The sequence below is a fragment of the Saccharospirillum alexandrii genome (assembly GCF_004000275.1).
Classification (GTDB): domain Bacteria; phylum Pseudomonadota; class Gammaproteobacteria; order Pseudomonadales; family Natronospirillaceae; genus Saccharospirillum; species Saccharospirillum alexandrii.
In genome coordinates this window covers 1,380,332-1,402,118 of sequence record NZ_RCIP01000001.1, presented here as the reverse complement: position 1 = coordinate 1,402,118, position 21,787 = coordinate 1,380,332, and the positions used below count along the sequence as shown (strand labels likewise).

At 56.6% G+C, this 21,787-nt stretch carries 21 protein-coding genes and 2 tRNA genes; 16 read left to right on the top strand and 7 right to left on the bottom strand.

Translation table 11 applies throughout. From position 1 onward, the window contains the following. Nucleotides 1–62 precede the first annotated feature (62 nt). Nucleotides 63–581, top strand: a complete 519-nt coding sequence (locus EP166_RS06300) for a TRAP transporter small permease (protein WP_220432489.1) — start codon at nucleotides 63–65, stop codon at nucleotides 579–581. Then, nucleotides 574–1,869, top strand: a complete 1,296-nt coding sequence (locus tag EP166_RS06295) for a TRAP transporter large permease (protein ID WP_127555911.1) — start codon at nucleotides 574–576, stop codon at nucleotides 1,867–1,869. The genes EP166_RS06300 and EP166_RS06295 overlap by 8 nt, the downstream gene beginning before the upstream one ends. A gap of 339 nt (nucleotides 1,870–2,208) precedes the next feature. Here the strand turns inward: EP166_RS06295 and EP166_RS06290 are convergent. Together EP166_RS06290 and EP166_RS06285 are read right to left on the bottom strand one after the other, a co-directional pair. Beyond that, nucleotides 2,209–2,283 (bottom strand) — tRNA-Gly (locus tag EP166_RS06290). 46 nt (nucleotides 2,284–2,329) lie between these two features. Further along, a tRNA-Glu gene (locus EP166_RS06285) sits at nucleotides 2,330–2,405 on the bottom strand. A 299-nt stretch (nucleotides 2,406–2,704) separates the two neighbouring features. On the opposite strand from EP166_RS06285, the gene EP166_RS06280 reads away from it, so the two are divergent. From EP166_RS06280 to EP166_RS06250, 7 genes are all read left to right on the top strand, one after another. Then, the gene (locus tag EP166_RS06280; RefSeq protein ID WP_164743837.1) at nucleotides 2,705–3,130 is read left to right on the top strand and encodes a YbaN family protein; all 426 of its coding nucleotides are present in this window, start codon (nucleotides 2,705–2,707) and stop codon (nucleotides 3,128–3,130) included. Nucleotides 3,131–3,254: 124 nt separating this feature from the next. After that, nucleotides 3,255–5,069: an extracellular solute-binding protein gene (locus EP166_RS06275; RefSeq protein WP_127555909.1), complete on the top strand. Its 1,815-nt coding sequence runs from the start codon at nucleotides 3,255–3,257 to the stop codon at nucleotides 5,067–5,069. 10 nt (nucleotides 5,070–5,079) lie between these two features. Next, complete coding sequence (locus EP166_RS06270; RefSeq protein WP_127555908.1) at nucleotides 5,080–6,198, top strand: microcin C ABC transporter permease YejB; 1,119 nt, start codon at nucleotides 5,080–5,082, stop codon at nucleotides 6,196–6,198. Next, nucleotides 6,198–7,238, top strand: a complete 1,041-nt coding sequence (locus EP166_RS06265) for an ABC transporter permease (RefSeq protein ID WP_127555907.1) — start codon at nucleotides 6,198–6,200, stop codon at nucleotides 7,236–7,238. The genes EP166_RS06270 and EP166_RS06265 overlap by 1 nt, the downstream gene beginning before the upstream one ends. 3 nt (nucleotides 7,239–7,241) lie before the next feature. Continuing rightward, on the top strand, nucleotides 7,242–8,849 hold the full coding sequence (locus EP166_RS06260) for an ABC transporter ATP-binding protein (protein ID WP_127555906.1): 1,608 nt from the start codon (nucleotides 7,242–7,244) through the stop codon (nucleotides 8,847–8,849). Nucleotides 8,850–9,076: 227 nt separating this feature from the next. After that, complete coding sequence (locus EP166_RS06255) at nucleotides 9,077–9,955, top strand: DMT family transporter (RefSeq protein ID WP_127555905.1); 879 nt, start codon at nucleotides 9,077–9,079, stop codon at nucleotides 9,953–9,955. 87 nt (nucleotides 9,956–10,042) lie between these two features. Next, a complete protein-coding gene (locus EP166_RS06250; protein WP_127555904.1) occupies nucleotides 10,043–10,525 on the top strand; it encodes an FKBP-type peptidyl-prolyl cis-trans isomerase in 483 nt (160 codons plus the stop codon). A 75-nt stretch (nucleotides 10,526–10,600) separates the two neighbouring features. Here the strand turns inward: EP166_RS06250 and tpx are convergent, their stop codons facing one another. Beyond that, the gene (tpx, locus tag EP166_RS06245) at nucleotides 10,601–11,098 is read right to left on the bottom strand and encodes a thiol peroxidase (protein ID WP_127555903.1); all 498 of its coding nucleotides are present in this window, start codon (nucleotides 11,096–11,098) and stop codon (nucleotides 10,601–10,603) included. A 210-nt stretch (nucleotides 11,099–11,308) separates the two neighbouring features. On the opposite strand from tpx, the gene ltaE reads away from it, so the two are divergent. Beyond that, complete coding sequence (ltaE, locus tag EP166_RS06240; RefSeq protein ID WP_127556264.1) at nucleotides 11,309–12,313, top strand: low-specificity L-threonine aldolase; 1,005 nt, start codon at nucleotides 11,309–11,311, stop codon at nucleotides 12,311–12,313. On the opposite strand, the gene EP166_RS06235 is transcribed toward ltaE, so the two are convergent. Continuing rightward, nucleotides 12,314–13,111, bottom strand: coding sequence for a phosphotransferase (locus EP166_RS06235; protein WP_127555902.1), 798 nt, complete (start codon nucleotides 13,109–13,111; stop codon nucleotides 12,314–12,316). A 383-nt stretch (nucleotides 13,112–13,494) separates the two neighbouring features. On the opposite strand from EP166_RS06235, the gene thiB reads away from it, so the two are divergent. From thiB to EP166_RS06215, 4 genes are all read left to right on the top strand, one after another. Further along, nucleotides 13,495–14,484 carry a thiamine ABC transporter substrate binding subunit gene (thiB, locus tag EP166_RS06230; protein WP_127555901.1) on the top strand — a complete coding sequence of 330 codons (990 nt, stop codon included), beginning with the start codon at nucleotides 13,495–13,497 and terminating at the stop codon, nucleotides 14,482–14,484. Nucleotides 14,485–14,497: 13 nt separating this feature from the next. Further along, nucleotides 14,498–16,006, top strand: a complete 1,509-nt coding sequence (locus EP166_RS06225) for an ABC transporter permease subunit (RefSeq protein ID WP_164743836.1) — start codon at nucleotides 14,498–14,500, stop codon at nucleotides 16,004–16,006. Next, the gene (locus EP166_RS06220) at nucleotides 15,999–16,709 is read left to right on the top strand and encodes a thiamine ABC transporter ATP-binding protein (protein WP_127555899.1); all 711 of its coding nucleotides are present in this window, start codon (nucleotides 15,999–16,001) and stop codon (nucleotides 16,707–16,709) included. Before EP166_RS06225 ends, EP166_RS06220 begins: the two co-directional genes overlap by 8 nt. A gap of 95 nt (nucleotides 16,710–16,804) precedes the next feature. Continuing rightward, nucleotides 16,805–17,335, top strand: a complete 531-nt coding sequence (locus tag EP166_RS06215; RefSeq protein ID WP_127555898.1) for a thioesterase family protein — start codon at nucleotides 16,805–16,807, stop codon at nucleotides 17,333–17,335. Between the two features lie 286 nt (nucleotides 17,336–17,621). On the opposite strand, the gene EP166_RS06210 is transcribed toward EP166_RS06215, so the two are convergent. Next, a complete protein-coding gene (locus EP166_RS06210) occupies nucleotides 17,622–18,266 on the bottom strand; it encodes a phosphoribosyltransferase (RefSeq protein ID WP_246026223.1) in 645 nt (214 codons plus the stop codon). A gap of 20 nt (nucleotides 18,267–18,286) precedes the next feature. Here EP166_RS06210 and EP166_RS06205 point away from each other — a divergent pair, with 20 nt between their 5' ends. Together EP166_RS06205 and EP166_RS06200 are read left to right on the top strand one after the other, a co-directional pair. Then, nucleotides 18,287–18,874, top strand: coding sequence for a phosphoribosyltransferase (locus EP166_RS06205; RefSeq protein ID WP_127555897.1), 588 nt, complete (start codon nucleotides 18,287–18,289; stop codon nucleotides 18,872–18,874). After that, nucleotides 18,871–19,101 (top strand): hypothetical protein, encoded by a 231-nt coding sequence (locus EP166_RS06200; RefSeq protein WP_127555896.1) that lies wholly within the window; start codon nucleotides 18,871–18,873, stop codon nucleotides 19,099–19,101. The genes EP166_RS06205 and EP166_RS06200 overlap by 4 nt, the downstream gene beginning before the upstream one ends. A gap of 59 nt (nucleotides 19,102–19,160) precedes the next feature. On the opposite strand, the gene EP166_RS06195 is transcribed toward EP166_RS06200, so the two are convergent. Together EP166_RS06195 and EP166_RS06190 are read right to left on the bottom strand one after the other, a co-directional pair. Beyond that, a complete protein-coding gene (locus tag EP166_RS06195; protein ID WP_127555895.1) occupies nucleotides 19,161–21,053 on the bottom strand; it encodes a hypothetical protein in 1,893 nt (630 codons plus the stop codon). A gap of 75 nt (nucleotides 21,054–21,128) precedes the next feature. After that, nucleotides 21,129–21,710, bottom strand: a complete 582-nt coding sequence (locus EP166_RS06190; protein WP_127555894.1) for a hypothetical protein — start codon at nucleotides 21,708–21,710, stop codon at nucleotides 21,129–21,131. Nucleotides 21,711–21,787 lie beyond the last annotated feature (77 nt).

Below are 21,787 nucleotides of genomic sequence, written 5' to 3'. Positions count from 1 at the left end.
TTCGACACCGCATCGCCTGATCCCGGGTGGTGCGGGCCATCCTGTCGGTTAGGAGCCTTTCTATGTATGTCATCAGCGTGGTTATGCGTCGCTTTACGACTGTGGTCGAAACGGTGGCGGCGCTCTGCCTGGCGGCGGTGATGATCATCGTTTTTGCATCATCGCTGGGTCGCTATCTGTTTTCTTCACCCATTCCGGATGCATTCGACCTTTCCCGGTTGTTTCTGGGTTTATCAATAGCCTGGGGTTATGCCGTACTGGGTTTCCGTGGCGGCCACATCTGCGTGGACCTGTTCGCCGAAATGTTGCCAGACAAAGCACGGAAAGGTGTTGAAGTTCTAGCTCAGGGAGTCCTCCTGGTGTTCACCGCAGCGTTGGTTTGGAAGCTATTCAGTCGGGTCACGGATGCCTATGCCTCCAGCGAGGCGACGTTTGATTTGCGTTTGCCCATTTGGCCGCTTGTTGGCGGTATCTGGCTGGGTCTGGCCGTTGCCGTTGTAACCACTCTGGCTGGGTTGATCTACCTGATCAGTGGCCGTCCCCTGGATGAGCAGTCACCTGAGGAGAAACACCATGAGTGAAGCCGACTTCGTCGCCATCGGCGGTTTTGTCGTTCTGTTTGCCCTGATGGCTCTGCGGGTTCCTGTCGGTATTGCCATGGGTGTTGTGGGTGTTGGTGGCTTTGCACAGATTGTTGGGTGGGGCGCTGCTCTGAGCCAGTTAGCGATCACGCCATTGCGGACGATTACCGATTACAACACCTCGCTGATCCCGATGTTCATCCTGATGGGGGTCTTTGCCACCCGTTCGGGTATTTCGTCCGAGCTTTTCGGTGCGGCCCGTGCCTGGGTCGGACACAAACGAGGTGGCTTGGGGTTGGCGACTATTTCGGCCTGCTCAGGTTTTGCTGCCATCTCAGGGTCTTCCGTCGCAACGGCTGCCACGATGAGCCGCGTTGCCCTGCCAGAGATGCGCAAGGCGGGTTACAGTGATGAGCTGGCGACTGGGGTCATTGCCTCGGGCGGCACGCTCGGTATTCTGATCCCGCCCTCAGTGGTGCTGGCAATCTATGGTTACATCACTCAGCAAGACATCGGTACCCTGTTCATTGCCGGCATCGTCCCGGGCATTATTGCTGTCATCATGTATCTGGCACTGGTTTGGGTTATCGCGGGCAAACACAGTGCTGCCAGTGAAAAGGTAGGACTGAAAGAGCGGTTTATTGCACTCAGGGGAATCTGGGCGGTACTGCTGTTGTTTGTGTCCGTGGTCGGTGGCATATACGCGGGCGTGGTCACACCTACCGAAGCCGCAGCGGCCGGTGCCTTTCTGACCGGGCTGATCGGCGTACTGCGGGGACGTTTGGGCCTGCGCGAGCTGCGGATTAGTTTGGTAGATGCCTTACGCACCTCCGTATCGATATACACAATTCTGATTGGGGCGATGTTGTTCAGTTCATTTCTGGCGATCACCCAAACACCCCAGAAAATGACCGCATGGCTCACGGCTTTGGATCTGGGAGCCTATCCAACCCTGGCGCTTATTCTGCTGTTCTTCCTGTTTATGGGGTGCATTCTCGATGCCATGGCCATGATCATTCTGCTGGTACCCATCGTCTTTCCGGTCATCATGGCACTGGGGTTCGATCCGATCTGGTTTGGAATCATCATTGTGATGACGGTTGAGCTGGGGATGATCACGCCACCCATTGGGATGAATGTCTACATTATTAATGGGGTGATCCGGGATACCAAACTGACCACTATTTTTCGCGGTGTTGTGCCCTTCGTGGGGGTGGACCTGGTGCGGCTGGTGTTATTGGCAGCCATTCCAGCGATAACCCTCTGGTTGCCGAGGACCATGAGTTAGTTTACTACCGCTGCAGGCGCGACAAGGATATAGGTGGATATTCACTGCCAGAAATAAATTAGAACAGGAGAAGCGTTTAACGACGCGTTAGCGCCCGCAGGGGACATCCCAGGGGTGTGATGTATCGCAACGAGATGCAATCTCGGTTCCCCATAAACAGTGAAAGCAGCCATTTGGCTGCTTTCACTTTAATTTGGAGCGGGATTAAACGCCGGGAGCGTTTAACGACGCGTTAGCGCCCGCAGGGGGACATCACAGGGAGGTGATGGATCACAACGAGATGTAATCTCGGTTCCCATAAACAGAAAAAGCAGCCCTTGGGCTGCTTCATCTAAGATTTGGAGCGGGAAACGAGATTCGAACTCGCGACCCCAACCTTGGCAAGGTTGTGCTCTACCACTGAGCTATTCCCGCGCTTTTTTGTCTCAAGAGCACCAGTGCTCTCAAAACAGAAAATAGATGGTATCCCGTAGGGGACTCGAACCCCTGTTACCGCCGTGAAAGGGCGGTGTCCTAGGCCACTAGACGAACGGGACACACAAACTCTCGATAGGACGGTACTGGTTTTAAGCAGCCTCGTCTGGCCGTTTCCGTCGAAAGCGGGGCGCATATTACCATTGGAATTGACCAATGCAACACTTTTCCTGAAAAAATTATCAAAATCAGTGTGTTAGCGTTGTATAGAGGCTTCCCGGCAGGGTTTGGGAATACCGCCAGTCACCGGTCTCTGCTATCGTGCTTTCCAATGAATCCGATATTGGGAAGGCGTCATGAAAGCCGCAAATGGGATGGCTTCGGCAAGTTTAAGGGTCCAGCGAATGCAGGAGTCAGCCTGATGCACCGGCTTGTCCTGCGCTGGCTGTTGTTTAGTGTTGGCTGGGGTTGTGTGGTCTTGGGCGCTATCGGGGTGGTGTTGCCGGTGTTGCCAACGACGCCGTTTCTGCTGCTGGCTGCGGCCTGTTTCGACCGCTCTTCGCCCCGCTTCCACCGCTGGCTGTTATCCACTAAGCTGTTTGGACCTCTGATCGAAAACTGGCAGCGGGAGCGGTATATTGAGAAACGCTCCAAGCGGGTTGCGCTGATCGTGGTGGCGATAACCTTTACCAGTTCGATCCTGATAGTTGAGCCTCTGGCCCTGAAAGGGATGTTGGTGGGGTTTTGGGCGACCTGTACCTTCTTTATAGGCCGCTTGTCGACCGTTCCCCGGTCCCAGCGGCAGGTACAGCCAAAGGACACTGTTGCCACAGAGCAGGGATCTTGACGTATGCAAACGAAACCGGCCCGGCGCCGGTGGCGTATCAGTATTACCGGCGTTGCCGGTTGGCATAAGAGTACTGCCTCGTAAGGCTTGAACCTTACGGGTTGGGAACCTGGAGAGTATCGCTATGAGAGTCTTGTTGAGTCTGCTGTTGGGCTTGAGTGTGTCGGCCGCGGCCCTGGCCGAGGATGTCATCGTTTCCCATGCCATTGCCGAACGCGGCGAGCCGCAATACCCGGCCGATTACCCCCACTGGGACTATGTGAACCCGGATGCTCCCCGTCAGGGGTATGTCACCTACGGGGTGCGCGGGACCTTCGATAACTTCAATCGGTTTGCCCAGCGTGGCACTACACCAGCAGGTATCAGGAATTACTTGTTTGACCCATTAATGATCAGCAACAGCGATGAAGTGGGCGTTTACTATGGCCTGATTGCCGAGCAAGTTGAGTACGCCGCCGATAACAGCTGGATCATATTTCACCTGAACCCGGAGGCTACATTTCAGGATGGTGAACCCATCAAGGCTTCCGATGTCGCCTTTACCTTTAATCTGTTTATGGAAGACGGCGTTCCTCAGTTTAAGACCAATTATGAAGGTGTGACGGTTGAAGCACTGGATAGTGGTAGGGTGCGCTTTGATCTTGAAAAGCCCGACAAGAGTCTGCTGGTTGGTCTGGCGACGTTACCGGTGTTTCCGGAGCATGAGTTTGCAGATCTGGACTTTTCAGAGCCTTTCGACGAAGTGCCTCTGGGTAGTGGGGCTTACACGATTTCGGACTACAGTATGGGTCAATTCGTGGTGTACGAGCGCCTCGATGATTACTGGGCCAAGGACCATCCGGCCTGGGTTGGGCAGTTGAATTTTGATTTTGAACGGTATGACTATTATCTGGACGATACCGTGTTGCTCGAAGCCTTCAAGAAGGGCGAGTACGACTTCCGTCAGGAAAACGTCGCCAAAGACTGGGCCACGGCTTATACCGGGGATAACTTCGACGCCGGTTACATCATCAAGGAAGAAATTCCGAACGAACTGCCTCATGCCATGCAGTCCTTTGTATTCAATATCGAGAACCCCCAGTTTCAGGATCGTCGGGTGCGCATGGCCATCAACATGCTGTTTGATTTCGAATGGACCAACGAAAATCTGTTTTACGGTGCCTACAACCGGACACAAAGCTACTTCCAGAATACCGAGTACATGGCGGATAGCCTGCCGCAAGGCCGTGAACTGGAGATATTGGAAGAGTTCCGGGATGAATTGCCTGCAGAAGTCTTCTCGGAAGTGTATGAAAACTTCTCGAGCGACGGCAGCGGTAACATTCGTCCACAATTGCGACAGGCGGTTACCTTGTTACGCGAAGCCGGGTATGTCAGCCGCAATGGCGTAATGGTGAATAATGAAACCGGCGAACCGCTATCGTTTGAAATGCTGCTGTACTCACCATCGTTTGAGCGTATCGCCATTCCGTTTCGTGAGAACCTCGCCCGGGCCGGCATCACCATGGATATTCGCACCGTGGATGTCACCCAGTACACCAACCGGATGCGCGAACGGGACTACGACATGCTGGTGAGTACCCTGGGCGGAGGAACCTATCCGGCCAGCACGAGCCTGATGCTTCAGTTCCACAGTAGTTACCTGGATTCCACTTATAATTCCATCGGCTTGCAGAATCCGGTCATCGATACGCTGGTCGAAGGCATTCGCGACAATCAGCAAAACGACGAGGAACTGCTGGCCTACGGCCGCGCGCTGGACCGGGTGTTGCTGTGGCATTATTACGTGATCCCGCAATGGCATATTGGTGCCTACCGGGTGGCCTACTGGAACAAGTTTGCCCGACCGGAAACACGGCCCCGTTATGCGCTGGGTGCGTCAACCTGGTGGCTGGATACTGAGGCCGCTGCGACCTTACCCGACCGCAATGCTCGCTGAGGGGTAGGGCATGACGGCCTATCTGATACGGCGCCTGTTGCTGGTTATTCCTACGCTCTGGGCCATTGTCACCATCAACTTCGTGATCATCCAGGTCGCCCCGGGCGGCCCGGTGGATCAGATGATCGCCAACATGGAGGGCAACACCGCCTCCATGCTGGACCGAATGACAGGCAACAACCAAACTGAGGTATTGCAGTCACCGTCGTCTTCCGAACGCGAGTCCGGCAGCGATAACCGCTCGGGGGAGTCCAGCTATCGCGGTGCACGTGGCCTGACCGAGGAAGACATCGCCGCCATTGAAGCCCGCTTCGGGTTCGATAAACCCCTGCACGAACGTTACTTCACCATGCTTTGGGAATACCTGAGATTCGACTTTGGCGACAGCCTGTTTCGGGGTGGTTCGGTGGTGGAACTGATTGTCGAACGGCTGCCTGTGTCGATTTCCCTGGGGTTATGGACAACACTGATTGTCTATCTGGTGTCGATACCACTCGGTATTCGCAAGGCCATTAAACACAGCACCCGATTTGATGTCTGGACCTCGGGCGTTATTTTTGCCGCTAATGCCATTCCTTCTTTTCTGTTCGCCATCCTGCTGATTATTCTGTTTTCCGGCGGCAGTTATTTTGACTGGTTCCCGCTGCGGGGTCTGGTTTCAACCAATTGGGATGAACTGAGCCTCGGTGGCAAGATTCTGGATTATTTCTGGCACATGGCCCTGCCAGTGCTGGCGATGGTGATCGGCGGTTTTGCCAGTCTGACCATGCTGACCAAGAATTCGTTTCTGGATGAAATCCACAAGCAGTATGTGATGACGGCTCGTGCCAAGGGTTGTACCGAGCGGCGGATTCTTTACGGCCATGTATTCCGCAATGGCATGCTGATTATTATTGCCGGTTTCCCGGCGGCCTTTCTGGGTATTCTGTTCAGCAGCTCGTTGTTGATCGAAACGATTTTTTCGCTCGACGGCTTGGGCTTACTGGGTTTTGAATCCACGCTGCAACGGGATTACCCAGTCATGTTTTCAACGCTCTATGTGTTTACGTTAATGGGGTTAATCATGGGCATTATCAGCGATCTGATGTACACCCTGATCGATCCGCGCATTGATTTCGAGGCGCGTTGATGGCTCGTTCTAACACACCATTTTTATCACCGGTCAACCGGGCTCGCTGGTTACGATTCAAGGCCAACCGCCGGGCCTGGTGGAGTCTGTGGATTTTTACGATTGTATTCGCATTGTCGCTCGTGTCGGAATTGGTCGCCAACGAAGAGCCTTTGCTGATCTGGTACGAGGGCAAACCTTATTTTCCGCTGGTTCAGGATTACACCGAGCTCGACTTTGGGGGCGATTTCGACCTGATGGCCGACTACCGCGACCCTTATTTGCAAGAGCTGATCGAATCCAGTGGCTGGATTCTCTGGCCACCGATTCCCTATGCCTACAACACCATCAACTACGATTTGCCGAGCCCGGCGCCAAGCCCGCCGACCACCGAAAATTGGCTCGGTACCGACGACAAGGGTCGGGATGTTCTGGCGAACGTGCTGTATGGCTTTCGGCTCTCAGTGTTGTTCGGGTTTCTGACCACGATTATCTCCGCCATTATTGGCGTGGCTGCTGGGGCTGTGCAGGGGTTTTACGGTGGCAAGCTGGATTTGTTCATGCAACGTTTCATGGAAATCTGGGGCAGCATGCCGACGCTGTTTATTCTGATCATTCTAATGAGCATTGTGACACCGAGTTTCTGGTGGCTGGTTCTGGTCGTTTTGTTGTTTGGCTGGATGGGGTTTGTTGGTGTGGTGCGGGCTGAGTTTCTGCGAACTCGTAACTTCGAATATGTGCAATCGGCCCGGGCCATGGGCATGAGTGACAGCCGGCTGATGTTCCGTCACATATTGCCAAATGCCATGGTCGCCACCCTGACCTTTTTGCCCTTTACGCTTTCGGGGTCGATCACCATTCTGACATCGCTCGATTTTCTCGGTTTTGGTATGCCACCCGGCTCACCATCGCTGGGCTTGTTGCTGGCGCAGGGTAAGGCAAACATTCAGGCTCCCTGGCTGGGCTTCACCGCGTTTTTCATTGTCGGCTTTATGCTGACCACTCTGATTTTCGTGGGCGAGGGCGTGCGTGATGCCTTTGACCCGCGCAAGGCGTATTAATGCATGAGTAAACCCACTTCCGAACCTCTGGTCAGTCTGGTTGACGTCTCGCTGGGCTTTGGCTTTGGCGATGCCGTAACGCCGGTGGTGCAAAATGTGTCGCTGGATATTCATGCCGGTGACGTTGTAGCTTTGGTGGGCGAGAGCGGTTCCGGCAAAAGCGTCACCGCCATGTCGATTCTGCGTTTGATATCAAGCCCACCGCTTGTGTGGCTGGGCGGTGAAGTTCGCTGGCAGGGTGAGCGAATAGACGACAAGTCAGATCGGGATCTGCAGGCCTGGCGCGGGCGTAAGGTCGGCGTTATTTTTCAGGAACCGATGACGTCGCTCAACCCGCTGCACACCATCGAGAAACAGATTGTCGAGATGGTGCAATTGCATCATCCGGTCACTGCCCGCCTGGCGTCGGCCAAGGCGTTGACCATGCTGGAGCGGGTTGGTCTGAAAGATCCGCCGACTAAACTACGGGCTTACCCTCATCAATTATCCGGAGGAGAGCGTCAGCGGGTGATGATCGCCCTGGCGCTGGTGAATGAGCCGGAAATGCTGATTGCCGATGAACCCACAACAGCACTCGATGTGACCATTCAAGCGCAGATTCTGGAGCTAATTGCCGATTTACAGCGGGAATTGGGTATGGCGGTTCTGTTCATTACTCATGATCTGACACTGGTGCGACGGTTTTGCCAGCAGGTGGCCGTCATGGAGCGGGGCCGGGTAGTTGAGGCCGGGCCAACCGATCGGGTGTTTGACGCGCCACAGCATCCCTATACTCAGTCTTTGTTGTCCGCAGAGCCGGGCAACCCGCCAGAGCCCCTGAAGGGTGAGCAAAAACCGTTGCTGACCGGGCGTGATGTTCGGGTTTGGTTTCCGATTCAGCGCGGTATTCTGCGACGCACGATCGGGCATGTGAAAGCGGTTGATGGCATCGATTTTACCTTGCATGAGGGTGAATCACTGGGCGTTGTCGGTGAGAGCGGTTCGGGAAAGTCGACGCTGGCCCGCGCCATACTGCGACTCGAAGAAAGCGCGGGTGTACTGGATTTTGAAGGGCAGTCGCTGCAGGGGCTGGATCGCAAGGCGTTGCGCCCGGTGCGCAAGCGCATGCAAATTATGTTTCAGGATCCCTATGGCAGCCTGAGTCCGCGGTTATCGGTGGAGCAGATTGTTCGCGAGGGGCTGGATATCCACAGGATCGGCGAGCCTGAAGAGCGCGATGCAGCGGTGATCGAAGCCTTGAAGGCGGTGGAGCTTGACCCTGAAATGCGGTTTCGCTACCCGAATGAGTTTTCCGGTGGTCAGCGCCAGCGCATTGCGATTGCCCGGGCACTGATCATGCGGCCACGGTTTATCATTCTCGATGAACCCACCTCGGCGCTTGACAGAACGGTGCAATTCCAGGTGATCGAGTTGCTCAAGCGGTTGCAGGCCGATTACGGTCTGTCGTATCTGTTTATCAGCCACGATTTGAAAGTCGTCAAAGCCCTGTGCCATTCGGTTATGGTGATGAAAGACGGCAAGGTGGTTGAGCATGGCCCCGCTGAACAGGTGTTTAATTCCCCTCAAAACCCCTACACTCAAGCCTTGCTCGAAACCGCCTTTGCGGTTTGACGTTGCCCAGTAGCAGTCGCTATAACCGCGTCTGTCACATCGTTGGTCAAACCCGCCCTCGGCACTGGTCATGCCCCTGCAGGGTCGCCGTAAACCCATCCATGGGGACTCGGCTGCAGCATCCTTGCTGCAGACGCCCCTGCAGTGACATGACCAGCACCGAAGGCTAGCCAGTTGCGCGTTTCTTGTCGTTTGACTAAAGCTAAAGCGTTCTAAAAGGAAACCTAATGTCCCTACCCAAACTGGATCATCGCCAGGGAATCTGGATCGCCACACTGGGTGTGGTGGTGCTCAGTTTCGATGCGTTACTGGTGCGTCTCGCCGGTACAGAACCAATGAACATTGCGTTCTGGCGGGGTACCTTGATATGCGTGTCGGTGACGACGTTTATTCAGCTGAGTGGTAACCGTAAACAGTGGCGGTTATATCGGGCACATGGTGGCGCTGCGTTGCTGGTCACGCTGCTTTATGGCATTAATTCGGGGCTGTTTGTTTTCAGTGTTAGCCATACCACTGCGGCCAACACCGTGGTGATTCTCAGCAGTTCCGCTTTTTTTGCCGCTTTCTTTTCATGGCTGCTGCTGCGTGAGCGGGTGGCGTTGCGGACCTGGGTTGCCATTGCGGTGTCGGTTGCTGGCGTGTTGGTGGTGTTCTCAGGGTCGCTGGGTAAACCCGGTAGCTTGGGGGATTTACTGGCGATTATTCTGGCACTTCTGATGGGGCTGATGCTCACATTGCTGAGACGCATGCCAGATTTACCGAAGATGCCGGTCGTTGCCTGTAGCGGTATTGTGCTGGCGATTCTGTCCTGGCCGCTGTCGTCTCCGCTGGAGCTTGAGCCAGCTCAGTACGGATGGCTTGCCGTTATGGGGCTGGTACAGATGCCGGTTGCCTCGGTACTGCTGATGATGGCGACGCGCTACTTGCCTTCCCCTGAGGTCAGTCTGTTTTTACTGATCGAGACCGTGCTGGGGCCGGTATGGGTTCTGTGGGTATTGAACGAGGCGGTTCCGCCGCTGACACTGGTCGGGGGCAGTGCCATTCTGGGCGCGGTGGCTGTGCACTCGTGGTTGTCGCTGCGACGGGAAACCAGAGGTGCCATCTGAGCGCTGGTATGGCCGGATAGGGCAGGTATAATGCGCGCTTTGGAAGTTCAATGCCTCCTCTGGCCCGACGTTGATAACAGGTGAAGTATGCCCATTGAAAAGAATACCGTAGTGACCTTTCACTACATACTGAGTGATGAAACCGGTGAAACGGTGGAGTCCAGCCGCAGTGGCGAACCCAGTGTTTATCTGCACGGGCACGGCGGCATTTTGCCCGGTCTGGCCGAGGCGCTGGCAGGCAAGGAAGCGGGCGATTCGGTAAGCGTTACCCTCACACCCGATCAGGCCTATGGCCAACGCAAGCCGGATGCGATTCAACGGGTACCGGCCAAGCACCTGATGGGCGCTAAAAAATGGAAGCCGGGGATGATCGCTCAGGTGAACACCGAGCAGGGCCCCCGCCATGTGCTGGTGGCTAAAGTCGGGCATAAGTTCATTGATGTGGACACCAACCATCCGCTGGCCGGTAAAACCCTGACCTTTGATGTGGAAGTGGTCAGCTTGCGTGACGCAGAGTCTGAAGAAATAGCCCACGGCCACGTGCATGGCGCCGGTGGTCACCACCACTGAGGTGACTGCAAGACTTGCTTTGTTCAATAAAAAAGGGCCTTGAGGCCCTTTTTTAATGCACGGAAACTGCCTGGTTCAGCCTACGGCTTTCAGCGCTGCATCGTAGTTCGGTTCATCGGCAGTCTCGGCGACCAGTTCGGTATGGGCCACCTTGCCGTCTTTGATGACCACAACGGAACGCGCCATCAAGCCTTTAAGCGGGCTGTCTGCAATGGTCACACCGTAGTCTTTACCAAAGGATTCGCTGCGGAAGACAGAGGCGTTGGTAACGCGCTCCAGGCCTTCGGCGCCACAAAACCGCTGCATCGCAAACGGTAGGTCGGCCGAGACGCAAACGACCTCCACGCCATCCAGATTGCTCAGTGCTTCGTTGAACTTGCGTACCGAGGTCGCGCAAGTGGGGGTGTCAACGCTGGGGAATATGTTCAATACCACCGTTTTACCGGCCAGGTCACTGAGCTTCAGATCCGACAGGTCGGTTTTGGTCAGTGTGAAGTCGGGGGCGTTAGCGCCGACAGCGGGCAGATCGCCAACGGTGTTAACCGGGTTGCCTTGCAGGGTAATTTTAGCCATTGCGGGTGGTCTCCCTTAAAAAATCGGTTTTATGGAACGAAGGTGTGAACCCGGCAGTGTAGTCAATACAGCGAAAAGCGGGTTACACGGTATTATCACTGTACGGAAGTGGGGTGTTTTTGGTTGAATGCAATGCCAGAGACTCCCTAGACACACGTTTTAAGCACGCCGCAGACAGGACATCCTATGAGTCATTCAAAGCAAGAGCCGCTGATCGATTTACGCAGCGATACCGTTACCCGGCCGACTGACGCCATGCGCGACGCCATGGCCCGCGCCGAGGTCGGCGATGATGTGTTCGGTGACGACCCCAGCATTAACCGGTTGGAGGCCCGCATGGCCGATCTGACCGGTAAAGAAGCCGCGCTGCTGCTGCCAACCGGCACTCAGAGCAATCTGGTGGCGTTGCTCAGCCATTGCCAGCGCGGCGACGAGTACCTGGTGGGCCAGAATTACCACACCTATTACTACGAAGCCGGTGGCGCTGCTGTGCTGGGCAGCATTCAGCCCCAGCCCATGCCGGTGCAAGCCGATGGCACACTGCCGCTGGATACCCTGATGCAGATGATCAAGCCCGATGACAGCCACTTTGCGCGCAGCCGGCTGATTGCCCTGGAAAACACCCACGGTGGCCGGGTGATGCCGCGCGACTTTATCGGGCGAGTGCGGCAACTGGCCGACCAGCACGGGCTAAACGTTCATCTGGACGGCGCCCGCTTGTTCAACGCAGCCGTCGCCAGCGGTCAGTCGGTGGCTGAGCTGTCGCAATCGGCCGATTCAGTCAGCATTTGTTGTTCGAAAGGGCTGGGTGCGCCCATGGGGTCGGTGCTGGTTGGCTCGGCCGAACTGATCAAGCAGGCCCGACGCTGGCGCAAGATGGTCGGTGGGGGCATGCGCCAGGCGGGTATTGTTGCGGCGGCTATCGATCACGCCCTGGATCATCACATCGACCGTCTGGCCGATGACCATGCCAATGCGGAGCGGTTGCACGCTGAGCTGAGTGTCTTACCGGGCATCGTCAGTGCGACGGTCAACACCAACATGGTGTATATCGAGCTCAAATCGCACGAAAAGGGGCTGGCGTTGCAGGCCGCATTGAAAGAACAGGGCATATTAACGGCGGGCGGCCAGAAGATACGGCTGGTGACCCATCTGGACATAACCGCCGACATGATCGACCGGTTTGTCGCAGCAGTGGCTGAGGTCCTTAGTTAGCTAGCTAATCTGGCTCCAGTCTTCGTACCATTGTTCGGCACTGGTCGAGGCGGCCCCGGCAAGTCTGGGGTTGGCCCGGTACCAGACCATGGCCAGAGCGCTCATCAGGCATTGTGCTTCGCGTAGCCTCGGCTCGCTGATGCCCAGGTTATCGGCCAGGACTGTTGCCTGGGGTTCGGAGAGGTCGAACCCCAGGCACACGCCTGCCAGATCCATCGCCGGGTCGCCCGCTGCGGCAAATTCCCAGTCCAACAGGGTCCACTCCGGCCCGCTTACCCGCAAATTCCCCGGGTGCCAGTCGTGGTGGCACAGTACCGGCTGTTTAACAAACGAATAAGCCTGGCATTGATCCAGAAGAAACGTATGGATATGCGCCGGCAGCGGTTTGGCATGAGTGAGCAAATGCTGGACCTGCAAGGCCACGTTTAGCGGCTCGCCCTGAGGCCTGTGATGGTGTACCTGCTGTAACGCCAGTGTCAGTGACTCCAGGTCGGCGGCCTCACCGCTGGGTGCAGCCTCACCCGGGGCCCAGTGACACAGTTGCCAGCGTGGACATGCGGCAATGAGTTTGGGTGACCAGGGCTCGTTACTTAGATTCAGCAAGATGTTGATTTCACGACGCCGGTCGACCCCTAGCGATGGCACCTCCGGATGATTCAGGCGCAAGGCCACTTGCTGTGACGGACTCTGGATCTGAAACAGGCGGTTGCATTCGCCACCGGGCCAGGCCGTTATTTTCAATGGCCCGGGCAGGGTGTCTTTTACTTCGTTCAGAGCTTCAAACAGCGCAATGGTCATAAGCGGATACCGACATTATCTATGCCCATTGTGTCAGAAGTTGGGTTTCTCTGGCGACTTCAGTAGAATGCACGCCAGTCGGGCACTGTTGGTGCCCGCCAGAGCACGACAGAGAGGGTGAATGACTCTCTGCTCGCTCGCAGCGTTCTCGCCGGGGTGCCTACTGCGGTGCTTGCTGAACCAGGCAAGCCACAGGGCTGAGACTCACCCGCCGAACCTGAACCAGTTAATGCTGGCGTAGGGAGTTGAGACGACAGGTGGGACCCGGGCGCTTTCTGGCAGGGTCTGCACCGATCAACCTTTCCCCTATGAGTCACGTTGGCGCTTTTGTCCACGGCTCATGCGCCGGTCATTGTGATGTTTAACATTGAACCGGAATGCTTATGATGATTGTAAAACCTGCCGTAGCTACGGCCTCCCTGATGACACTGGCGCTGGCGGTCCATGCCGAGCCCCTGACAGTCTATACCTACGAATCCTTTGTTTCCGAATGGGGCCCGGGGCCCCAGATCGAAGCGGGCTTTGAAGCGGAATGCGGCTGTGATGTTGAGTTCATTGGCCTTGAAGACGGTGTGGCCCTGCTTAACCGCCTGCGCCTTGAAGGGTCATCCAGCCAGGCCGATATTCTGCTCGGCATCGACGACGCCCTGATAGCCGAGGCTCGCGCCCTGACCCTGACCCTCCCCCACTGGCTGGACACCAGTCACCTGAGCTTGCCCTACGACTGGCAGGACTCTGAATTCGTGCCTTACGACTACGGTCACTTCGCCTTTGTTTACGACCAGACCCGCGTCGATAACGTGCCTGCCTCGCTCGAAGAGCTGGTATACGACTCCGATCTCAGTGTTATTTATCAGGATCCACGCGTCAGCACGCCGGGCCAGGGGCTGATGTTGTGGATGAAGTCGGTATTCGGCGATGAAGCCGATGACGCCTGGGCAACCCTGCAGCAGCGGGTCGTAACGGTTACCCCGGGCTGGAGTGAGGCCTATGCCCTGTTTCAGGAAGGCGAGAGCGATGTCGTACTCAGCTACACTACCTCTCCGGCCTACCACATGACCTATGAAGACACCGATCAGTACCAGGCGGCCGAATTCAGCGAAGGCCACTATGCGCAGATCGAAGTGGCGGCGGCGCTGGCCTCGTCTGATCAGCCGGAGCGGGCGCGTGAATTTCTGGCCTTTCTGATCAGCAAACCGGCTCAGGATGTGATGGCTGGCACCAACTGGATGTGGCCAGTGTTGGATGGCGCAAAGACGCCTGAAGCTTATGACAGCATGGCCAGACCCGAAACTCTGTACTTCGACAGTGAAACCGTCGCCGAAAACCGCCGTAACTGGATTCGTGAATGGCGCACGGCGGCCAGCCAGTAAGGTTAGCCAAGCTGTGAATCTGCCACTTGTTCTGGCCCGGCTTGGAACCGGCGCCCTGCTGCTGACGCTGGTGCTGGCTCTGGTCGGCATGGCGTTGCATCCGGGCCAGGGATATGGGTGGTCGAGCTATTTCGACGCTTGGTTGTGGCAGATTATCCGATTCTCGGTTCTGCAGGCCGCGTTGTCGGCGCTGTTGTCGGTAGTGCTTGCCTTGCCCTTTGCCTGGTCTCTGGCTCAGCGACCCTTTCGTGGCCAGTGGTTACTGGCTGGTTTTCTGAACCTGGCATTTGTGTTGCCGGTTCTGGCTGTGGTGCTGGGCATCGTCGCGCTGTTCGGTCGCCAGGGTTGGTGGCCACTGCAAACGACGGTGTATGGCCTGCCCGGTATCCTGCTGGCGCATGTGGCGTTGAACTGGCCTTTTGCCGTTCGGTTGCTGTGGGATCGGCTGAACCAGGTGCCGCTGCATCATCGCCGGTTGGCGACTGTGCTCGGGTTATCGACCCTGCAACGGTTACACCGGATCGAATGGCCGATTCTCAAGACCGCCACCGGGCCCGTGTTTGTTTTGATTGCGCTGCTGTGTTTCAGCAGTTTTACGGTGGTTCTGACACTGGGCGGTGGCCCGGCCAACACCAACCTGGAAGTGGCGGTGTATCAGGCGCTGAAATACGATTTCGACGCCCGTGGCGCGGCGCTCTATGCGGCGTTTCACGGTGCCATGGCGCTGGGGTTGATGGCCTTGCTGGGGCATAACAAAGTCTGGTCAATGGAGACCGTAGCCCAGCCCGCCCGGTCCGGCATGCAGCGGGCTAGTGCACTGCAGCGGGTGGCTATCGTCACTTTGCTGCTGACCTTGCTGGCGCCCTACCTGGCGCTGATACAGCGAGCGCTGCGAGCAAACTGGCAGTGGCCGGGTCAGTTGAATGAAGCGCTGGTAAGCAGCCTCGGCATTGCTAGCTTCAGTGCTCTGGTGGCTGTGTTGCTGGCGCTCAGTCGCTGTGTTTCGGTTCAGTCGGCACGCCGGCGCAGTCTCTGGCTTGATTTTGGGGTATTGGTGATGCCCGCCATGGTGCTGACCACCGGCCTCTTTTTGCTGTGCTTGCGGCTGGGTTGGGCACGCCAGTCGACCTGGCCGCTGATCATCTGGATCAATGCCCTGATGGCCATGCCACTGATTTTACAGCCAATCAAGGCACGTACCGCAGCAGCGCGTAACCAGTATCAGCGGCTGACCCGTGTACTCGGGCTCTCCCGCTGGGGAGCGGTGCGCTTTGTGTACTGGCCGGTGCTGTGGCCGGTGCTGACCTGGGCGTTGGCGCTCAGTGCGGTGCTGAGCCTTGGTGACATGGGCGTAGCGGCGCTGGTTGGCCAACTGGATTTTGTGACCCTGCCACTGATGATTTTCAGAGCCATGGGCAGTTATCAAATGACTTTGGCAGCCCAGCTCATGGTCGGGCTGCTGGGGCTGTGTGCCCTGTTACTGGGGCTGGCAGAATGGGCAAGAGGGCGAGGCCATGCTTGACGTGACTAACCTGTCGGCTCGCCTGGGCGATCAGGCGTTTCACTGGCAGTTTCAATTGAAGGCCGGTGAGCTCATGGCCATTGTCGGGGCCAGCGGTCTCGGCAAGTCGACCTTGCTGAACGTCCTGATGGGGCTGCAAGCCACGGCTCAGGGAGATGTGAACTGGCAAGGGCGCTCGGTAATGCAGGTGCCCGTGCATGAACGGCCGTTTGGCATACTGTTCCAAAGTCACAACCTGTTTGATCATCTGAGTGTGCGGCTAAACCTGGCGCTGGGGCTATCACGCTCGGGGCGGCTGACAGATGATCAGCAGCATCAGGTGGAGGAAGCGGCGCGTCGCTTCGAGTTGCAGTCAATGCTTGACCGCACACCGGGCCAGCTCAGTGGCGGTCAGCAGCAACGGGCGGCGCTGGCCAGGGTGTTTCTGCAGCGCAAGCCCGTACTGCTGCTTGACGAGCCCTTCTCATCGCTGGATCCGGCATTGCGCCAGGAAGGGCTCGACTGGGTTCGGGACATGCAGACAGAGCTGGGTTGCACGGTATTGCTGGTCACGCACCATCTTGAAGAGATGCTGCCGGTGACCGATCGGATCCTGCTGGGCCTGACCGGCCAGCAGTGGCTCGACCTGTCGGTGTCGGAATTCCGGAAAAAACGGCAGGAAGGTCGTTTTGAATCATTGCTGGGCAGCATTGAAGGGCGATAATCCGGCCAGCCCAATTGATCTTTTCGCCTCTGGCAGGCAGCATGTGTGCTGGTTTCAAACGATCGTTTGAATAACGCACTGTTGAAGGGTTGCCAATGAATCTCGTGGGTCGTTTTCTCCTGTTACTCCTTCGGGCGCTGATGCGTCGTCCCAGCGGCGACCCCCTGGCCCCGGTTCGACACCGGTATCGGGTCTGGTTGCACGATATGGATCTCAATTTTCACCTGACAGCGGCTCGTTACTTCTCCTTTGGCGACCTGTGCCGCATTCAATGGCTGATCGATACCGGGCTCGGGCGTGCCTTTCTTAAGGGCCGTTACCGGGCCGTGCTCAATGCACAGGAACTGACCTATATTCGTGAGTTTGCGCCGCTCAGTCAGGTCACCCTGGAAGTTCAATTGCGCTGTTGGGATGAGAAATACGCCTATTTTGAGCAACGCTTCTACCACGGAAAAACACTGCACTCGGTCGGCCATGCGCGTATGGCCATGCTGCATAAAGGCAAGGTCATGAGCATGGGTGAGGTACTGGCGCGTGAGGGTCTCAGCGTTGAATCACCACCGGAAACCGAAGCCATTACCGACTGGAAGGAAACCCTGGCGGCGAAACGGGCCCAGTTTGGTTAAATATTCAACTCAAGTTTCGGAGTGCGCTAGCACAGGATTAGCACCGGATGTAGGTAGGGCTATCGAGGGTGGTCCGCAGCAAGGACTAAAACGCCGGGAGCGTTTTAGCATGAGCGAAGCGAGCCCGAAGGGTGAATCCCATGGAAGGGATTCATATCCTGCGGTCCAGGCCCGAATCGTCGGACCGCCATGGACAGGTTTACGCCGACCCTCGATAGCCCTACCTGGTGGCCGGTGCGGGCGACTGGCAACGTAACTTAGCCGCGAACTCCGTAACTTGGCTGAGTCAGTTGCCCTCCACCGAGTCCAATATGTCCGACAGGTAACCCTTGTGCTGGTCAATGTCGGCGCGAGTCAGGCCCGTCATTTCATAGGGGAATACCAGCCAGTCGTCGGTATCGTACAGGCAAAAATCGGGTCTGCGATCGGTCTGCTGCGTCGCTGGGCGCTGGTAGAGGGTGGCGATGCGGGTGTCGGCGGGCATGTTTCGTTTCAGGTGCTTGTTCAGACGGCCCAGCACGGCCTGAACACTGTGGCCGGTGCCGAATACGTCATCGACGATCAACAGGCGGTCATCCGCATTGAGGTTATCGAGCAGGTACTGGGTGCCATGCACGCGGATGTGCGTTTCCGGCGAGGCGATCATATCGGAATAATGGTCCATGCCCCGGTAGGACGTGCGCAGCGCAATGTGGTCGGTCTTGTTGCCGAGCGTTTGCAGGCATTCTTGAACGTAAATGCCGATGGTGCTGCCACCGCGCCACAGACCGACGATAAAGTTGGGTCGAAAGCCACTTTCATAGACCTGAACGCCCAGGCGAAAGGCGTCTTCGATCAGTTGGGCTTCATCCAGAAAACGTTTGTTGCGATGGGTATCCGTATCGGTCATGGCTTGCCGGGGGCTCGGGTCGGTGGGATTATAGGGACTCATCCAGTGAAGCTAATGATTTTATGGCCAAAAAACAATACCTCAGTGCCCAGGGCCTGTTAGAAGACGCCTTTCGACTGGGAGCGCAGATTCTCAATTCCGGTTTTCGGCCCACCTTCATGATCGCCGTTTGGCGGGGTGGGGTGCCCATGGGCATTGCCGTGCAGGAGTTTCTGGAGTATCACGGCGTGTCGACCGACAACATCGCCATTCGCACGTCATCTTACAGCGGTATCGATCAGCAAAGCCGCTCGGTGCGGGTGCACGGGCTCGATTACCTTGTTAAACACGTCACCCGGGAAGACTCACTGCTGATCGTCGACGATGTGTTTGATACCGGCCGGTCCATTGAAGCCATAATCGATCAGTTGCAACAGCGCGCCCGGTTGAATACACCTGCCGACATACGAGTCGCCGTACCTTACTACAAACCCAGCCGAAACGAAGTGGGGCGTGAGCCAGAGTATTTTCTGCACGCGACCGATGCCTGGCTGAAATACCCGCATTCACTTGAAGGTCTGAGTAATAAAGAGATTGCAGAGCATCGCCCCGAGTTGTATCGCATTCTGAGCCCGCATCTGGAAACCACAAAGGAGGGTGACCGGTCATGATGGTCACAGTCTTCTTGCTGGCCGTTAGCTTAATGCTAATCGGCTACACCCTGACGGTTGTAGAAGCCATGCGTCATTCTGCCGCCTGGGGCCTAGCGACACTGGTCCCGCCGCTGGCCATTGTGTTTGCCATTTGGCGAACCCGGCAACAACCTGTGGCAACGGCTCTGTTAATTTTGCCGCTTGTGTTCATCCTGTTTGCGATGCCCTTCTTCAGCTTGAGCTGATATTCATTATTAGCCAGTCGGCAGGCAGTCGGTCTCAACCTCCTGCCATGTGCGTCTGTCTATCTTGCGATTTGAAACTGATGAATCGTACCGTTTGGCGCTAACTCGCCCATCAGAGAGATGTCTTGTTGTGCCGGCAGTGTTGCTAGTGGCTGGAATACCAGTCGTTGCCCAATGTCGTCGTCATCCAGCGTCAGGTATAACACCCCGTCGCTGTTGGGTGACCAGGCGAAGGTCGTGTTCGTCTCGTGGTTGTTCAATGCAGACAGTTGGCTAAGGCGTTCTTCGGCGATGTTCAAAACATAGACATTGGTTTGTTGTGTTGCTGCTGTAAAGGAGGGAATGGCCAGCCATTGCCGATCAGGCGACAGCAATATGTTGCCCAAGGCTTGCGTAGCGCTGTCGCTACTCAGCGCATCGGTGATAACCCGGTTGCTCAGTTGGGCCTGGGCATCGATAACCAGCAAGGTGATGCGATAGGGCAGCGCACCTTCAAACCGGCTGTAGCCGTAAAGCAGTTGCCCCGTTTCCGTCCAGCCCCAGAACAGGTCCGTTAGGGTGCCTGAGAGGTCGGTCAGTTGTCGATTGCTGCCCCCATCAAGGTCTGACGCGAACAGTTGAATTTTACCGTCTTCGAGTTGGTCTGCCTTATAGGCCAGCCGGGTTTCATCCGGGTTCCAGATATAATCGCTCACGTCACCGGCGCTAACCAGATTGCCGCTGACTTTGACCTGCGCATCCACCGCTTCAGTGCCATTTTGGTAGTCAGTCCAGTAAAAATTGAACAGTTCAGCAACACCACTGCTTTGCAGGTCACCCAGGTAAGTTAAGAAGTTCCCCTCAGGCGACCAGGTCAGCTTGGACAGTGAGGCGACATGGGTGCCATAGCGTGTGGAAACCGCAACCTCTGTTATTGCAGCTTCATCCGGCTGCGCAATGAAAACCGCTTTGCTGCCGTTGGCTGCGGCGGCGCCCAGGTAGGCAAGCACCGAGTCATCCGGGTGCCAGACAAAGGGCGGGGCACCGGCAACACCGGTATCCGCCGGGTCGTATACGGTGTGGCTGGTGTCATCGGACAGATTCAGCCAGACCAGTTGGCTCTGGCGGTTGTGATAGGCCAGTTGGCTCTCGTCATTGCTCCAGTCATAGGCGTTTTCGTTCAATAGCGGCAGTACTGTCTCACGCGGTGCCTGGCCTTCGTTTGTATCGAGCAGGTGCAGGCGAAAGACCGGGCTGGTACCACTGGTTGCTGTGACCATCGCGAGCCACCGGCCACTGGTGCTCCAGCGAAGCTGGCGAATCGATTCGGTTGCTTCCAACGCGATGTCGATGCTCGCTTTGCTGCCGCTGTTGGTTTCAGCGAGCATAAGTGTATCGGCCTCGCTGGTATGCCGACGAACAAAGGCCAGGCGCTGGCCATTGGGCGAAAGCTTTACTTGCTCAATCGATTCATTAACGGCAATCGGATCAGTCAGCCGTTGTGGATTGGCTTCCGGATAACCGACCCGGTAAAGATCACCATCGCCTTGCCGCTCTTTTTCCGCTTGCACGACCAGCAACCGTTGCTTGAGTACATCGAGTTCAACACTGGCCTGAGACGACTCACCTTCCACGTCAGTCGCCGTGACGGTGAGTCGGGCTTTGAGCGTGTCATCGGCCAGCCAAGGAATGTCCACACTGGCAGAACTGCTGTCTGGCGACAGCGTAATGGCAATTTCGGGTTCGGTGGTTATCGACCATTCAATGTCGAGTTCCGAGACGGCGTTGCGATCGTCAGTGATGGTCAGATCGACCCGGTTGATGGTCCCTTCGGTCAGGCTCACGGTGTCGAGGCCCTTAATGGAGGGTGCTTTGTTCTGGTACTCCTCCGGCAGGTCCGGATAGTCACCAACGCAAGCTGCCAGCATTGGAAGCGCAGTTAGCAATGATATAAGTAAAGGTGAGGATTTCATGGCTCTTCCTTAAACATGAAACAAGCGTTCTGAACAGTCACCGGTAAAGTACCGTCCAGGGAATGCATGGGTGTGTTACTTGAATTCCAGGCTGGCGCCCAGCCGGAACGTCGCCAAACCCGGCTGGCTGACAGGCCAGTTGACGTGGGTATCAATACGAAGATTGGGTGTGACCGGAATTTGCAATTGGCCTTGAAGCATCAGCGCAAAATTCTGTTCATCGCCATAGCGGGCCTGACTCCAGATCGTCCCGTTCTTCTCCCAGGAATAATGGTTGAAACGATGCAGGCTCTGTAATCCGAGGCCGCCGCCGATCCAGAGCAACCGGTCACCCGCCTGGATGTCTTGCAACAGGCCAGCAGTAGCGGTGATGCCATAGGAAGATGAACCGTGCATGGAGTCATCTACATCAGGGCGGAAACGGGACCAGTCGAGCGCCGCCATCAGGTAAGCCCGGGTATGTCCTTCAACAAACACCGGTACCTGATAGTCGGCATGTATCGCCAGCCCTGCAGCCAGAGGGTAGTCGTCTTCGTCGGGCTGGGCTGCAAGCAGAGCAGAGCCGCCAGCGGGAAAAAAGGCCTGATCCCATTCAACAGACCAGGCGGGGATGGAGAAAAACACTAGGCACAACAGCGCCTGAATTCGGTTCAGCATGGTGCATCCTTGTGGTAGCGGTTCCTTCTCGGGCATCCATAGGGCCCGGAGTACTTGCAGGCGTACTGTCCGCCCTT